Annotated in this window: 13 protein-coding genes; 7 read left to right on the top strand and 6 right to left on the bottom strand. The window is 63.5% G+C overall.

All coding sequences use genetic code 11. The features are described from left to right. Positions 1-46: 46 nt before the first annotated feature. The 3 genes from RBB18_RS03435 to RBB18_RS03425 all read left to right on the top strand — a co-directional run bounded on the left by RBB18_RS03435 (position 47) and on the right by RBB18_RS03425 (position 2495). Entirely contained in the window at positions 47-910 is an 864-nt protein-coding gene (locus RBB18_RS03435; RefSeq protein WP_103761872.1) for a MurR/RpiR family transcriptional regulator, read from the top strand. A 265-nt stretch (positions 911-1175) separates the two neighbouring features. After that, on the top strand, positions 1176-1538 hold the full coding sequence (locus RBB18_RS03430; RefSeq protein WP_170067100.1) for a cupin domain-containing protein: 363 nt from the start codon (positions 1176-1178) through the stop codon (positions 1536-1538). 114 nt (positions 1539-1652) lie between these two features. After that, positions 1653-2495 (top strand): 3-keto-5-aminohexanoate cleavage protein, encoded by an 843-nt coding sequence (locus RBB18_RS03425; RefSeq protein WP_306110547.1) that lies wholly within the window; start codon positions 1653-1655, stop codon positions 2493-2495. A 134-nt stretch (positions 2496-2629) separates the two neighbouring features. On the opposite strand, the gene RBB18_RS03420 is transcribed toward RBB18_RS03425, so the two are convergent. Continuing rightward, entirely contained in the window at positions 2630-4081 is a 1452-nt protein-coding gene (locus RBB18_RS03420; protein WP_371931581.1) for a UdgX family uracil-DNA binding protein, read from the bottom strand. After that, complete coding sequence (locus RBB18_RS03415; protein ID WP_306110548.1) at positions 4081-5310, bottom strand: putative DNA modification/repair radical SAM protein; 1230 nt, start codon at positions 5308-5310, stop codon at positions 4081-4083. Before RBB18_RS03415 ends, RBB18_RS03420 begins: the two co-directional genes overlap by 1 nt. Positions 5311-5481: 171 nt before the next feature. Here RBB18_RS03415 and RBB18_RS03410 point away from each other — a divergent pair, with 171 nt between their 5' ends. Continuing rightward, complete coding sequence (locus tag RBB18_RS03410) at positions 5482-6855, top strand: NAD-dependent succinate-semialdehyde dehydrogenase (RefSeq protein WP_306110549.1); 1374 nt, start codon at positions 5482-5484, stop codon at positions 6853-6855. 45 nt (positions 6856-6900) lie between these two features. Further along, positions 6901-8415, top strand: a complete 1515-nt coding sequence (locus RBB18_RS03405; RefSeq protein WP_306110550.1) for a catalase — start codon at positions 6901-6903, stop codon at positions 8413-8415. Positions 8416-8565: 150 nt separating this feature from the next. Here the strand turns inward: RBB18_RS03405 and RBB18_RS03400 are convergent, their stop codons facing one another. After that, a complete protein-coding gene (locus RBB18_RS03400) occupies positions 8566-8907 on the bottom strand; it encodes a hypothetical protein (RefSeq protein ID WP_103761424.1) in 342 nt (113 codons plus the stop codon). 148 nt (positions 8908-9055) lie between these two features. Beyond that, the gene (locus tag RBB18_RS03395; RefSeq protein WP_306110551.1) at positions 9056-10693 is read right to left on the bottom strand and encodes an FAD/NAD(P)-binding protein; all 1638 of its coding nucleotides are present in this window, start codon (positions 10691-10693) and stop codon (positions 9056-9058) included. A 169-nt stretch (positions 10694-10862) separates the two neighbouring features. On the opposite strand from RBB18_RS03395, the gene RBB18_RS03390 reads away from it, so the two are divergent. After that, a complete protein-coding gene (locus RBB18_RS03390; protein ID WP_306110552.1) occupies positions 10863-11660 on the top strand; it encodes a mannosyl-3-phosphoglycerate phosphatase in 798 nt (265 codons plus the stop codon). Between the two features lie 4 nt (positions 11661-11664). Continuing rightward, a complete protein-coding gene (locus tag RBB18_RS03385; protein ID WP_103761427.1) occupies positions 11665-12885 on the top strand; it encodes a glycosyl transferase in 1221 nt (406 codons plus the stop codon). Positions 12886-12994: 109 nt separating this feature from the next. Here RBB18_RS03385 and RBB18_RS03380 read toward each other — a convergent pair whose 3' ends face one another. Further along, positions 12995-14746, bottom strand: coding sequence for an alpha-amylase family glycosyl hydrolase (locus RBB18_RS03380; RefSeq protein ID WP_306110553.1), 1752 nt, complete (start codon positions 14744-14746; stop codon positions 12995-12997). A gap of 321 nt (positions 14747-15067) precedes the next feature. After that, positions 15068-15733, bottom strand: a complete 666-nt coding sequence (locus tag RBB18_RS03375; RefSeq protein ID WP_245890369.1) for a response regulator transcription factor — start codon at positions 15731-15733, stop codon at positions 15068-15070. Positions 15734-15812 lie beyond the last annotated feature (79 nt).

Genomic DNA, 15812 nt, shown 5'->3' with positions numbered 1-15812 from the left:
ACGGCCATATATTATCTTGTAGCAATTGCTTCAAAAGGCGTCGCAGGTGACACGGACCGGCATCGTAAAGGACAAGCTGAAGGACAAGGCCGGCGCGTTGACCCCGGCCGAGCGCCTTTTGTCGGACGTCCTTTTGCGGGATTACCCCATGTCCGGGCTGCAATCGATCACCAAGCTGGCTGAGGCCGCGGGCGTGTCGACACCGACGGTGATCCGTCTGGCGCGAAAGCTGGGTTTTGACGGGTTCCCGGAAATGCAGGCCGCCCTGCGCGAAGAAGCGTCGGCCCAGATAAAGAAGCCGATCCTCAAGAGCGAGGGCTGGCCGCAGGGCCGCAAGGATTCCCCCGCCTTCCGCAATTTCGCGGAAGCCGTGTTCGAAAATCTCAACCAGACGATCGAGCGGCTCGACCCCGCCACGTTCGACGCGCTGGCCAAGGTTCTGGCCGATACACGGCGCAACATCTTTCTGCTGGGCGGGCGCATCACGCGCTCGAACGCGGATTATTTCTTCAACCACCTCCAGATCGTCCGCCCCGGCGTGACGCTGTTGTCGCAATCCCCCAACGTCTGGCCGCAATACCTGATCGACATGGGGCCGCGCTCCGTCCTCGTGATTTTCGACATTCGCCGCTACGAGGCGGATCTGGCCCGGCTCGCAAGCCTGGCCAAGGAACGCGGCGTGGTCATCGTGCTTTTCACCGATCAATGGGGCTCGCCGATCTCGCAAACGGCCGATCACGTCATCAACGCGCTGGTCGAGGTGCCCTCGAGCTGGGACTCGACCCTTGGGATCAACCTGATCGTCGAGGCGCTTATCGCCGCCATCCAGACCCAACGCCTTGAAAAGGCGCGCGACCGGATCGAGGAACTCGAGGGCATGTTCCGCTCGACACGGATATTCAGAAAGTGACGCTGCCCAGGTCTACGACCCGGTAATTGGTTCGAAGATGTTGGTCCTGGGGGCGTGATCCTCCAAAGAAGTTGCGTCGAACAACGTTGGTTTTTCCATATCACCGGCGGCGCCAGACGAACGAAAACAACATTTTGCCCATGAGATGCACAGCTCGCACAGGCCAGCTGAAGCTGGGTCAAGACAGGCGGAAACCTACCGCGACATTGATGTTCCGAACACGTTTCAATACCGTTCACTAAAAGACAGGCAAGAGGATATGCGCATGGCAGACCAATTTCAGCCGACTCGGGAAACCGCGACACTGGCCCGCCCTGCGTCCGGGACGGTCCATCTGAACCAGTCTGCCGTGGACTGGCAGGATACGGGTATCCCGGGCTTCGAGACGAAACCTCTATACGAGGCGGCATCGGGCGAGATGACCATGCTGATGAAGATCGCGCCCGGGGCGTTTTCCGAGGCCCACGCACATGAAACGGTCGAGGAAATCTACGTGCTGGAGGGGTCTTTCTTCGACGACGAGAACAGCTATGAGCCGGGCGACCTCATCATCCGCGCACCGGGTGCCATGCACACCGCAGGCAGCAAGTCCGGCGCGCTGGTGCTGCTGAAGTTCTCGCCCGGTTGAAGGACCTTCGTTCGCTTTCAGACGCGCATCCAAGGAAAACAGGTCAGCGCGGCGCCCGTTTCGTACTGCGCCATGTTATCCACTCTCAGGACAATAAGGAAAAGGTATTCTTCGATGTCTGACGTAGCTGGCAAGCCTTGCATCCTGTGTTGCGCGATCACCGGGTCGGTGCCGCGCAAGGCCGACAATCCGGCGGTCCCGATCAGCGTGACCGAGCAGGTCGAAAGCAGCCACGCCGCCGTCGAGGCGGGGGCGAGCATCATCCACGCGCATGTGCGCAACGAGGACGAGACGCCCTCCTCGGACCCCGACCGGTTCGCGGCGCTGAAGGAAGGGCTCGAAAAGCACTGTCCCGGCGTGGTGATCCAGTTCTCGACCGGCGGACGCTCGGGCGCGGGCAAGGCGCGTGGCGGGATGCTTTCGCTGCGGCCCGACATGGCGTCGCTGTCGGTGGGGTCGAACAACTTCCCCACGCGGGTCTACGAAAACCCGCCGGACCTTGTGGCGTGGCTCGCGGGGGAGATGACCCGCTTTGAGATCACGCCCGAGATCGAGGCGTTCGACCTGTCGCATATCCTGCAGGCCATCGCCATGCATGACGCGGGCATTGTGCCGGGCCAGCTATACGTGCAGTTCGTCATGGGCGTGAAGAACGCCATGCCCGCGGATCGCGAGGTGTTCGACTTCTACGTGAAAACGATGCGGGAGTGTGCGCCCGATGCCGCGTGGTGCGCCGCAGGGATCGGCGCCAACCAGGTGGTGGTCAACGAGTGGGCCATTGCCGCGGGCGGACATACCCGCGCGGGACTGGAAGACAACGTGCGTCTGGATCGCGACACGCTGGCCCCGTCCAACGCGGCGTTGATCGCGCGGGCCGCCGAGATTTGCGCGAAATACGATCGCCCGGTGGCGAGCATCGCCCAGACCCGCGACATGCTGGGGCTGCGCCCGGCATAAACTCAGATGCGAGTCGCTCCTGGAAGGCGTCGATCCGAGCTGGCGCAGGGCGACGCCTTGCGACGTCGGAACGAATGCTTCGCGCTGTCGCTTGGAGCGGTGAGGCTGGTTGAGATCAGCGCCCTCGCCGATAGCTATTGCACCGCGCCGGGCACGTGTTCCGTAACGTCTGATTGAAGCACCTTGGCGGCGGCGGCAAGGTCGTGCCGCAATTCCGTGCGCGCCGCCGTCGCCGCAGGGCCATCGAGGCGCAGGACATAGCTGGGGTGCCATGTCACCAGCACCGCGCCGCCGTCATGGGCGGTCTCAACCTGGCCACGGCGGGCTTTCATTGGCGCATCGTTGCCGGTCAGGGCATAGGCCGCCGAGCCGCCAAGCGCGACCGTCAGCGTCGGCTGCACGAACCGGCGTTCGAGGTCGAGCCACCAGCGGCAATGGTCGATCTCGTGCCGGTCGGGGTTCTGGTGCATCCGGCGTTTGCCGGTGGCGCGGAATTTGAAGTGCTTGACCGCATTGGTCATCCAGCTGTCGCCGACCTCGGCCTCTTGCAAGAGCGTGGTCAGCAATTGACCCGCCGGCCCCACGAAGGGTTTGCCGGCGAGATCCTCTGCATCGCCGGGCTGCTCGCCGACGATCATCAGGTCGGCCTGTGCGTGCCCCCTGCCCCAAACGGTCTGCGTGGCGGCCTCGCACAGACCGCAGCGCTGGCACTGCATGGCGGCGGCGCGGGCCTCTTCCATGCTGTCGGGCATGTCCGTCATCTTGGGTTGCGGCAGTCGACTGAGGATGCGTTCGGCATGAGCGGGCGTCTCGGTCGGCATGGCGGCGCGCATCTTTTCCACCCGCGCCTCGGCGTCGGCGAGCATCCCGGGGATGAGGTCGGTCTCGGGCAGGTTCTTCCAGTATTTCAGCGGCATCTCCGAGCGCATGGCCTGAAGATGCAGGCGCGCGGGATTGAAGATGTTGGCGAAATAGGTGCCCCACAGCGCCTCGGAGGCGTCTTCGGGCAGGTCGGGGCGGTCCGCCGGGGGATGGAAGGTAAGTTTGCCATCCTCGAACCGGGCGACGCCCTGCGGCGTGGCGATCATCCAGTCCATATCGGCAAAGCGCTTGGCGAAAAAGGGCGTGCCGGTTTCCAGGATGTGGTGATCGGGCTCGAACCAAGCGCCAAAGCTGCGGCGATTGCCCTCGGTGGGCAGTTCGCGGAAACGGACGAACGCGTGCATCTTGTGAATGTCGCGGCGCACGGCCTTTTGCAGGACCGACAGCTTGCGCGCGATCGGATCGGCGGGGTTGGCGAGCGCGCGGCGGGTGCTCTGGTGGCGATGAAGCGCCTGGTACAGCAGCGTCGGCGCCTCGGTGCCGGAGTGGCAAAGGGCGGTCTTGGCCAGCGACAGGAACTGTTTGGTCGTGGTCACCGCGTGGGGGCCGTCCGCCTCGGGCAGCGGGTCGGCAGGGAACAGGCTGGTGTCCTCTCCCCTGCCCCATTCGACCTGCTCCGGCGGGATGGCATGGCTCAGAAGGCGGCGGGCGGCGTCGCGCCATGCCTCGAAAAATCCGAGGTCCGGCAGGGATACGCGGTACATCAGAAGAGGCTCAGCTGTTCCGGCGCGGGCGCGAAGCGGGCGCGCAAGTCAACGCTGTCGGTCAGTCCGGCTGGGGACCAGTCTGGCGTGGTAACAAAGGATTTCGCCATGCCCATCCGCGCACCGATGCGCAGAAGGTCGGCATAGCGCAGGACGCCCGAGCGGCGGGCGGTCAGGATGCGATTGACGGTCTTGGTGCCGAAGCCGGGGACGCGCAGCAGCACGTCGCGCCCGGCGCGGTTCACGTCGACGGGGAACTGCCCGCGATGCGCCAGCGCCCACGCAAGCTTGGGGTCAATGTCGAGGTCGAGATTGCCCGAGGGGGCCACATCGGTGATCTCGTCCACGTCGAAGCCGTAGAAACGCAAGAGCCAGTCGGCCTGGTAGAGCCGGTGTTCGCGCACCAGGGGCGGCTTGATCAGCGGCAGCATCGCGGAACTGTCCGGGATGGGGGAAAAGGCCGAGTAATAGACACGGCGCAGCTTGTAGCCTGTGTAGAGCCGCGATGAGGTCGTCAGGATCGCCTTGTCGTTCGAGCCGTCGGCACCGACGATCATTTGGGTGGACTGTCCGGCGGGGGCGAATTTCGGCGCGCGTTTCCCGGTGTGGGACCGTTCCTTGCTGGCCTGCTGTTTCAGGCGCACCGACGCCATGGCGGCGCGGATCGTCTCGGGGCGCTTTTGCGGTGCGAGGGTGCGGGTGCTGTCATCCTTGGGCAGTTCGATATTGACCGACAGGCGGTCTGCATAGCGCCCTGCCTCGTCGATCAGCTCCTGGCTGGCCTCGGGGATGGTTTTGAGGTGGATATAGCCCTTGAAGCCGTGATCCTCGCGCAGCATCCGGGCGATGCGGGTGATGTCGGCCATGGTGTCGTCCGGGCTCTTGATGATCCCGGAACTGAGGAACAGACCCTCGATGTAGTTGCGGCGGTAGAATTCCAGCGTCAAGGTCACGACCTCTTCGGGGGTAAATCGTGCCCGCTCCACGCCGCTGCTGACGCGGTTGATACAATAGGCGCAGTCGTAGATGCAGAAATTCGTCATCAGGATCTTGAGCAGGCTGATGCAGCGCCCGTCGGGCGTGTAGGCGTGACAGATCCCGCTGCCGCCCGCGCTGCCGATGCCGCCATTGCGGCTGTCGCGGCGGGTGGTGCCCGACGACGCGCAGGAGGCGTCGTATTTCGCGGCGTCGGCCAGGATCGCCAGTTTGTCTGAAAGGGTTTTACGCATGTGAACGAAAGTAGAACATGCAGGCGGAAATGCAAGAACGTTAATGCACGAGCGCGGTGCATTCGGCGCGTGTCCGCTTCGGGCGCGGCATCCGCGCACAGGGGTCGGAACATGTGGCGTCCGGCTCGGGTTGAGCCAACAAGTTCATGACGTAACGAGAGAGAGGTCAGCATGTCCAAGATCGAGACCATCAACCCCGCGACGGCGGAGAAGATCGCCGACTACCAGACCATGAGCGAAGCCGAGGCCATCGAAGCGGTCGAGGCGTGCCATGCCGCCTTCATCGAGTGGCGTGAAAAGACCCATGAAGAGCGCGGCGCAGTGCTGAAAGCGATTGCCAAGGAGCTGCGCGAAAACACCGCCGAGCTGTCGCAGCTGATGACCCGCGAGATGGGCAAGTTGCTGAAGGACGGCAAGGACGAAATCGAGCTGTGCGCGCAGATTTTCGAGTACACCGCCGAACAAGGGCCGGGCCAGCTGAAGGACGAAACCCGGGACCTGGGCGACGGCAACAAGGGGCTTGTAACGTATCAGCCGATCGGCGTGGTCTACTCGATCCAGCCGTGGAACTTTCCGATGTACCAGCCGGTGCGCGTGCTGGCCGCTGCCCTGATGGCGGGCAATGGCTGTGTCCTGAAACACGCCGAAATCTGCACCGGCAGCGCCCTCCGCCTGCGCGAGATCTGCATCAAGGCAGGGTTGCCCAACGATATCTTCCGGGTCCTGCTGATTGACCACGACACGTCCGACAAGGTGATCGCGCATGACAAGGTGCGCGGCGTGACCATGACGGGTTCGGATGCCGCAGGCAGCCATATCGGCGCAACAGCCAGCAAGGCACTGAAGAAGACCGTGCTAGAGCTGGGGTCGAACGACGCGTTCCTCGTACTGGAAGATGCGGACGTGGAATTGGCTGTGAAACTGTCGGTTCAGGGTCGGCTTTACAACAACGGTCAGACCTGCGTGAACGCGAAGCGGTTCATCGTGACCGACAAGGTCTATGATCAATTCGTCGATGCCTATGCCGATGCGATGTCCAAGATCAAGGTGGGCGCTCCCGATGACGACGAGACCGAGCTTGGCCCGCTGAGCAGCCAGGAACAGCTTGAGACCGTCATGGAGCAGGTCGAAGAGAGCGTGAAGAAAGGCGCGAAGATCCTCGCCGGTGGCAAGAAACTGGATCGGGACGGTGCCTATTACCCCGCGACCGTGCTGGGGGACGTCACCCCCGGCATGCCGGCCTATGACGACGAGATCTTCGGCCCCGTGGCCTCGGTCATCCGCGCCAAGGACGACGAGGACGCGATGCGCATCGCCAATGACAGCCGGTACGGCCTGGGCGGTGGCATCTTTTCGAAAGACACCGAGCGCGCGGCGGAGATGGCGAAGAAGTATTTCGACACCGGCATGGTGCGGATCAACAGCTTTGGCGCGGCACACCCGAACATGCCCTTCGGCGGCGTCAAGGACTCGGGCTATGGCCGCGAACATGGCGGCTTTGGCGTGCGGGAGTTCGTGAACATCAAGGGCATCTGGCTGGATTGATCCAGCCGCCCTCGCGCCTGCCGGAATGAGAAAAGGAGAGTAACGATGACCAAGCGAAAAACACTGACCACCACGTCAGGCAGCCCGTACACAACGAACGAGACCTCACGCACCGCCGGTGCGCGGGGTCCCGTTATGCTGGAGGACCATCAGCTAATTGAAAAGCTGGCGCACCAGAACCGTGAACGCATCCCAGAGCGGGTCGTGCACGCCAAGGGCTGGGGCCTTCAGGGCACGTTCACCGTGACCAAGGATATTTCCGAATACACGTGCGCCAAGCTCTTTTCCGAGGTCGGCAAGCAGACCGAGGTGCTGTCGCGCTGGTCCACCGTGGCGGGCGAAAGTGGCGCTGCGGATGCCGAGCGTGACGTGCGGGGATTCTCGCTGAAGTTCTATACCGAGGATGGAAACTGGGACATGGTGGGCAACAACACCCCCATTTTCTTTATCCGCGACGGCTACAAGTTTCCCGACTTCATCCGCACCCAGAAACGCCACCCCAAGACCAACCTGCGCTCGCCCGAGGCGATGTTCGACTTCTGGTCGGCCCAGCCCGAAAGCGTGCACCAGGTGACGATCCTGATGTCGGATCGTGGTATCCCGCGCAGCCCGGCACACATGAACGGCTATGGCAGCCACACGTTCTCGATGTGGAATGACAAGGGCGAGCGGCATTGGGTGAAGTTCCATTTCCGCACCCACCAGGGCCACGAGACGCTGTCCGACGACAAGGCGGCCGAGATCATCGGTCACACGCGCGAAAGCTACCAGGAAGAACTGTGGCACATGATCGAGGACGGCAACCATCCCAAGTGGACGCTGTTCATCCAGGTCATGACCGAAGAACAGGCGCTGGAAACGGAGTTCAACCCGTTCGACCTGACCAAGGTCTGGCCGCATGACGACTTTCCGCTGATCGAGGTGGGCGAGTTGGAAATGCACACCTTTCCGGAGAACTATTTCCAGCTGGTCGAGAACGCCGCCTACAGCCCGAACAACGTTGTGCGCGGTATCGGCTTTTCGCCTGACAAGATGTTGCAGGCGCGGCTCTTTGCCTACGCCGATGCGCACCGCTATCGCCTTGGCACGCATTACGAGGCGCTGCCTGCGAACGCGCCGAAAAATGCCGAGGTGCGGCATTATCACAAGGACGGCGCGATGCGGTTCTTCACCAACGATTTCGGCAATCCGAACGCCTATTACGAGCCGAACCAGTATGACGGCCCCGTGGCCGACCAAAGCGCCGAGGAGCCGCCCCTGCGGATCGACCCCGAGGCCGTCGTGGGCCGGTTCAAGCAGGAAGAAAGCGACGTCGACTACGTGCAGCCTCGAAAGCTTTATGCCGAGGTGCTGAACGATGCCGAGCGCGACCGCCTGCACAAGAACATGGCGGGCGGCATGGCACCTGTGTCGGAGGATGTTAAGGAACGCTGGCTCGCGGTTTTGAAAAAGGTGCATCCCGACTACGAGGCGGGTGTAAGAACGGCGCTGGAGAGCGGCAACCATGGCGAGCCGTCGCTGCCGGTGACGGACGACACGCCGGTCGAAGCGGCCGAGTAGCAAGAAACGGCGGTGACAGGCCGCATATGTGCCTGTCACCACCCGCCGCGTCGCATTCTGTCAACGAAAAGCCATCATCGCAGTACAATTGATTAAAAAAGGCCGGCACCTCGGGCAGAGGTGCCGGCCTTTGCATTGCATAAGATCGCCTTAGTTCGAGGTCGTGGTGCTGCTCGACCCGTCAAGGCCGATAATCAGCAGTGCACCTGCACCGGCAGCGGCGGCAGCCGCTGCGGCCGGGCCCGTCCCCATGCCGAGACCGGCGCTGGCACAGCGTGCCTGAACCAGGTCACCGCCAGGGGTGAACGTCGCGCCCACCAGGGTCGCTCCGCCACAAGCGTTCACGCGCATTGCGTAAGCTTCCGCGGTTTCGCCCGCGGCAACCGGCGGACCGTCTTGAACCGGCAAGGTCTGTGCCGCCTGTGCCGCTGCCTGGATCGGCATGATCGCCCCGAAGGCGACCGCGCAGGTCGTTGCTAGGAATTTCTTCATATCATTCGCCTAGTTAATTGTTCACCTCTGTGCGCAAGCACTTTTGCAAACACACCCATGCATGTGAAGCGTAGGGTGCCACACACCATGATCAACCGATCCTAACAGGATAAGCAGCGATCCGCCAGTGATGCTGGTGCTTATGCCTTTATTTCGGGCGCGGTATGTTTCGTGCAAGCACCCCTCTCGCCCAGCGGACCGAGGCCTGGCCGAAACAATCGTGGATTGAATCCGCGGCGATCACGCTGCCCAGTGCCAAGCGGCCCAGAAATGCCAGGCCCGGAACGATGGCACCGTGACGGTCCAGCATCTGCCCGTCCGCGGCCACGTTTGCCGCAAGGCCTTCGGCCATGGCGCAGAGCCTGCCTTGCCGGGTGAGCGCGGTGACGAGCGGCGCGCGCAGTTTTGACAGGTCGGGCGACGGCAGGACACCGTCGACCATGACGGTGGCTTCGGCCCGGTGATCCTCCGATGCCAGCGTCCAGCCCGCCCCGGTGAGCGTGATGTCGGGATCTGCCGTCAGGTCGAGCGTCACCAAACCGGCTGCGACCAGGGCCGCAACTTCCCGGCAGGCCGAAACGGGAGGGCCATAGGAATAGCGTTTCAGCCCCTCGTCGAACCCTACCAGCAGGCTGGCCGTTTCGGGCGGTGTGGTCGCGGGGTTGTAGCCCCGGCGCAACGTGTCCTGCCACTTACGCCAGACCTGCCCAAAGACGAAGCCCGTCGAGGGCGCGAGGCTGCCATCGGCCATGGAAATCCCGGCCTGGAGAGCAGAGATGGCGGGGCCGCTTTCCTGCGATCCGGGGTTCTGCCATTCCCGGGCCAGCCAATTGGCGGCATCCCCGGAGGCTCCGTCCAGCTGATCCAGCACGCGGCAGACGGCGGCCAGGAGGGCGTCAGACACCTGCCTGCGCGCCACGTCTGGCGGCGCTTCGGCCGCGGAGGATATGGCAGCGGCGAAGCCTTGCGTTTCCGCCTCGGTCGGGTCGAACCGTGCATCGAGCGCCGCCGTCTCTGGCTTGGGGAAGGGTGGCAAGCCGTCCAGTGAGAACGGCACCAGCAGGCCCGGCTCGGTGCCCGAGGGGACATAACGCCCGTTCTCGAACCGCCCGCCCTGCCCCAGTGTCAGCACCCGGATCACGTCGAAGGCCGACAGCGCGAGACCCCGGATCGCAACGGTCTGTCCGGTCCAGCGGTCGGCGTCGCGTTGCAGTTTCCAGGCAGGATAAGCCTGGCGCAGCACCGCGCCGGTATTGGCGGCGTGGGTCTGCCAGTCGTCAAGCTGCTCATCGGGGCTGACCTCGGGCTGGCCAAGGGTCAGCAGGACCTCTGAATAGGGGCCGTGCAAGGTGCCCGGACCCGCGCGCAGCATCCAGCCGCCGTCACCATGTTCCAGCCCGTCGATCACGGCGGTGTCATGGCGCAGGGAAAGGCCACCATGGCGGCGCAGCTCGGCATAGCGCGTTTCGAGATAGCGCCCAAGATCGCGGCGGCGGGGGAACGCATCGTGCGCCAACCCGGCATCCTGCCAATCGGCGAAGGCGCCGCAGCGCGAACCGCGCGGAGGACGAATGTCGATATCGCGCATCGGGGTGTTCAACTGACAGACCGGGCTTTCGCCAGGGTCGAAATTGGGGCCGGCGCCGGGGGTGCTGGAGGGCTCGAACAGATCGACATGCAGCGCCCTTGCGGCGGCGCCTGCCCGCTCGGCCAGCGCCTCGAGTGCGCCGAGCCCCCGTGGGCCAAAGCCGACAACGGCGATTTTCACTGTGTTTTCGCCCGCCATGGTCAGCCTTCGTTTTTTTCCGTCTTTCCCGGATGTTGTAGCGCAATCTCCGCCGCTTCAATAGAAGGGCCGTGCCGTGGCGCCCGGAAATGGGGCGCGGCAAGATTTTGCGGGCCGCAAGGTGCGTTCCCCGGTCGCCTTGCCGCAACTTGTCGTCTAGTGTCGACATATGACCCTTGGCCCGCGCCTCCTTGTGTTTTCCGATCTTGACGGCACGTTGCTGGACCACCGCACATATGCGTGGCAGCCTGCCGCGCCGGCGTTGGAACGGCTGAGACTGGCGGGCTGCGGTGTGGTGCTGGCCAGCAGCAAGACCGCCGCCGAGATCGCGCCCCTGCGAGACGCGATGGGGCTGTCTGACTGGCCCGCCATCGTCGAAAATGGCGGCGGCCTGCTGGAGCCGGGCGCGGACGGCACCGAAGGCGCGCAGACCTACCGGGAACTTCGCGCTGCAATCGCACGTTTGCCAAAAGGTTTTACCGGGTTTGGCGACATGACGCATCAGGATATCGCAGAGCATACCGGCCTGTCGCCTGATGACGCGATAAGCGCGCAGGCGCGGCAATTCAGCGAACCCGGTCTCTGGACCGGACCGGGGGCGGAGCGAGATGCCTTTGTCGCCGCCGCACAAGGCGCCGGGCTGACGGTTCAGGAGGGCGGGCGGTTTCTGACCCTGTCCTTTGGCGGCACCAAGGCGGACCGCATGGACGAAGTGATCGACCGCTACCGCCCCGAGCATACGCTGGCGTTGGGCGATGCGCCGAACGACGTGGCCATGCTGGAACGGGCCGAGATCGGCGTGGTGGTGGCCAATTCCGCCTCGCCCGGTATCCCGCCGCTTGCGGGCGAGAACAGTTATGGCAAGACGCGCGGACGCATCATTCGGACACATGCGGAAGGCCCCGCCGGATGGGCCGAGGCGGTGAACGCGATCCTGGACGATTTAGCAACGACGAAAGACCCCTGAGCACATGGCCGATTTTCACCAGAACGGAAATATCACGACGCTGCACAACCTGCGCACCCGCAGCCTGGACGACCTGACCTACGAATTGACGGCCTTTGCCGAGACGCGGAAGATTTCGCTGATCCTGCCCAGCCTGTATTCCGAACTGGAAGGCCCCGCGCTGGAACACATCGTCGACGAGCTGACCCAGGTGCCCTACCTGCACCGGATCATCATCGGCCTGGATCAGGCCGACGAGGCGCAATACCGGCACGCCATCGAATTCTTCAGCCGCCTGCCGCAGCAGCACATGGTGCTGTGGAACGACAGCCCCCGGATGAAGGCCCTCGGCGCCCGGCTGGAGGAAAAGGGCATCGCCCCCGAGGAGCCGGGCAAGGGCAAGAACGTCTGGACCTGCATGGGGTATCTCATCGCCTGTGCCGACACGTCCGTCATGGCGCTGCATGATTGCGATATCCTGACCTATGACCGCGAATTGCTGGCGCGGCTGATCTACCCGGCGGCGCATCCCGGCTTTCGCTACCAGATGGTCAAAGGATACTACCCACGCGTCGACGGCACCAAGCTGAATGGCCGGGTCACGCGATTGCTGGTCAGTCCGCTGCTGATCGCGCTGAAACGGGTGATCGGGGATCGCGACTACCTCGATTACCTGCGCAGCTTTCGCTATCCGCTGTCGGGCGAGTTCGCCATGCGCACACCGATGCTGCCCGACCTGCGCGTGCCCTCTGACTGGGGGCTGGAAATCGGCGTGCTGTCCGAGGCGTGGCGCAATCTGGCGCCGCAATCGGTCTGCCAGGTCGAGATTTCCGACGCCTACGACCACAAGCACCAGGACCTGTCACCCGAGGACGCCAGCCAGGGCCTCAGCCGGATGTCCACGGATATCTGCAAGGCGATCTTCCGCAAGCTCGCGTCGGACGGCACGGTGTTCACGCCCAACCTCTTCCGCTCGCTGAAGGCCACATATTACCGGATCGCGCTGGACCTGCTGGAAAGCTATTACGCGGATGCCAAGATGAACGGGCTGACCGTTGACCGCCACAAGGAGGAAAAGTCGGTCGAGCTTTTCGCCGAGAACATCATTCGCGCGGGCACGGTTTTCCTGGAAAACCCGCAAGCGACGCCCTTCATCCCCACGTGGAGCCGCGTACATGCCGCCGACCCGGAGTTCCTGTCGGATTTGAAATCGGCGGCGCTGAAGGACGCCGAGGAGTTCAGCTAAAGCGTTTCGCGATAAACCTGTATCACAGCTTATCGTGAAACGCGGTGCAATACCCAGTCGTTGCACGCGTTTCGCCTTTAGCTGTTGGTTCAGGTTAAAGGCAAAACGCTTAAGGCCGGTCGCCGGGTGCCGCGCTTTCGCGATTGGCGATCCAGCGGCTCTGGTACGGGGCCAGCGTAATCGCCTCTGCCGCCGCGTCGATCTCTTCGCCCGACAGCAAGTCGCGCCAGTTGTCGTCCTCGATCATGTTCAGTTGATCGGGCGACACGGTGACCGTCTGGTCGCTGACATTGTGGATGGCAAAGATCGACTGGTAGCGATCGAGGCTCTGGCGCCAGACCCCGAAAAGCCGCGGATCGAGGCGCAGGGTGAACTGCGTGGCGTTTGGATGAAACCCCGGCTGGCGGGCACGAATGCGCAGGCGTTCAGACAAGGTCTTCATCACGCGCGCCTGGTCCGAGCCTTCGTCCTCCATCCGCTCCAACAAGTCCGGGTAGTGCCAGCGGTGACGGTTGATCGCCCGGTTCATCCCGCGGCGTTCCACCGCCTCGTGATCGCTGGGCGTGGCGAGGAAGGAATGGATGTAGAAGGCCGGAATGCCCTCGAGCGACATCGGAATGGTCTGGGAACAGATGAAGCGGTCGAAGTGGTGGTCGTCCTCGCCCTTGAAGGTCGTGCGCATCACGTCGAACAGAGAACAGTTCAGCTCGTAGGCCTGTTCGGTGCCGTCGGGCATGGTGCGCATCGACACCAGCGCGCCGGCCTGCTGCGCCGTCTCGATCATGCGGTTTTTCTCGTCAGGGGGCAGCACGCCCTCGGCGGGGCGCATTCCGATCCCGTCATGGCTGGCGGTAAAGTTGAGGTAGGCGCAGCCCAGCTGCGCGGGCGGCATGGTGGCCTGCCAGCGGTTGAGATATTCGGCCGAGCCCGACTGCATCGCGTGCAGGATCAGCGGCGGCAGCGGAAAGTTGTAGACCGCGTGCGCCTCGTTGCGGTTGCCGAAATAGCTGAGATTCTCGCTGCGCGGCACGTTGGTCTCGGTCAGCAGCACCACGGTCTCGAACGTGTAATCTACCAGCAGGCGGATCAGCTGCACGATGGCGTGGGTCTGCGGCAGGTGGATGCAGGACGTGCCCGGTTCCTTCCAGATGAAGGCCACGGCATCCAGCCGCAGGGTCCGCACACCCTTGTCGATATGCATCCGGATGATGCGCAGCATCTCCAGCAGCACCTCGGGATTGGAAAAATTCAGATCGATCTGGTCATGGCTGAAAGTGCACCAGACGTGGCGGTCGCCGTTCCGCGTCTCGATCTTTTGCAAAAGCGGCGTGGTGCGCGGGCGCACGACCGCGCTGAGGTCTTGGTCGGGGTCGGCCTCGTAGAAGAACCTGTCATAGGGCGCCTTGCCCTGCCGGTACTGGTTGAACCAGTTGCCCTGGCTGGACACGTGGTTCAGCACGAGGTCCGACACGAGATGGAAGTTCGAGGCGATGCGGCTGATGTCGCTCCATTCGCCCAGACGGGGGTTGACGGCGCAGTAATCCGTCACGGCAAATCCGTCATCCGAGCTGAACGGGAAGAACGGCAGGACATGCACGCCGTCCACCACGCCACCCATGTAGCGCGACAGGAAGTCCTCGAGCAGGTCCAGCGGCTTGTGCACCCCGTCGAGGATGGTGTCGCCATAGGTGATGAGAAAGGCATCCTTTTCCGACCAGAGCCGGTTGCTGGGCGTGCGGGCACGTTTGCGGGGCACCGAGCCTTCGGGCCAGAACGCCGCGATGATCGCGCGGGCAAGATCGGACGCGGATTCGTCGGGATAGATCCGGGAGAGCAGTTCGCGCAGGCGCGCGTTCAGCAATTTGTGTTCCTGGTGCACGAGCGGATGTTCCCCTGACCTTGTCCCGCGGGCCCGGCGATATCGGACCCGATCCGCCCCGTATTGACCATATCAGTCGGTACGATGAAAGCCGGACAACGCAGTTTGTTCAAGCCGGAAGCCCTGTTAGCCCGGATTTTGGGCAGTTGGTGACCGCGGCTGCGAGCGCCTGAGCGACAGACCGCCTTGATCGCCGTGTTGGATCCCCGGCGATGCGGCCCAATGTCCCCGGTCGCGGATCATCTGCGACACGCCCAGATCATACCTCGCGCGGAGGCTCGCAAGGTTTCATCAGGGTCGGCCTCAGTAATTGCCGGCCACGTACTTGGCGATGGCCGCCCCGCGGGAATTCACTGACAGTTTCTGATAGATGGCTTTCAGGTAATATTTCACAGTGTTCTCGCTCAGCCCCAGCCGGGCGGAGATCTGGAAATTGGTCAGCCCGTCGCCCAGAAGTGCGAGGATCTCGTGTTCGCGTCGAGACAGCGCGTCGGTATTCTCGGACGTCAGACGCCGCAGGATCTCGGTCGGGACAATGGAATGGCCCTCGATCAGCTTGCCCAGTATCCGCGGCAGGCTGGTCAGGATCTGACCCATCATGCAAACCGAGTTGGCCCCGGCCTTGATCGCCGTGCGGATGAAGGCGAACTCTGTTTCCTCGGCCACGACGACGACCATCACATCGGGGTAATCCTTGCGCACGATCGACAGGACCTGCGTCAAATCGCCATCGGCCAGGCGCACCCCGAGGATCAGGATGGTTTTGCCCCTCGCATGGGCCAGGTGCTTGCGCAGGCTGGCCTTGTCGGTGGCGTAATGGCCGAGTTCGACCTCGGGAATCTGCGTCACCAGCGAGCCGATTCCCTGGCAGACAATCAACTGCCGGTCGGCCACGATGACCTGCGGCAAGCCCGTGCTACCACTCGTTTTTTCAGCTGATGTCATGATCGTTCCGGGGGCAGCTTTCATGCGCCGGCTCCTTGTTCCTCCTCACCGTCAGCTCCCCAACAGACGGCTCTCGTTCAGCCATAACACCAGCAGAAATGAC

Source organism: Roseovarius sp. MMSF_3298, assembly GCF_030733705.1.
Taxonomy (GTDB): Bacteria; Pseudomonadota; Alphaproteobacteria; order Rhodobacterales; family Rhodobacteraceae; genus Roseovarius; species Roseovarius confluentis.
This window is presented reverse-complemented; position numbering and strand designations above follow the sequence as displayed.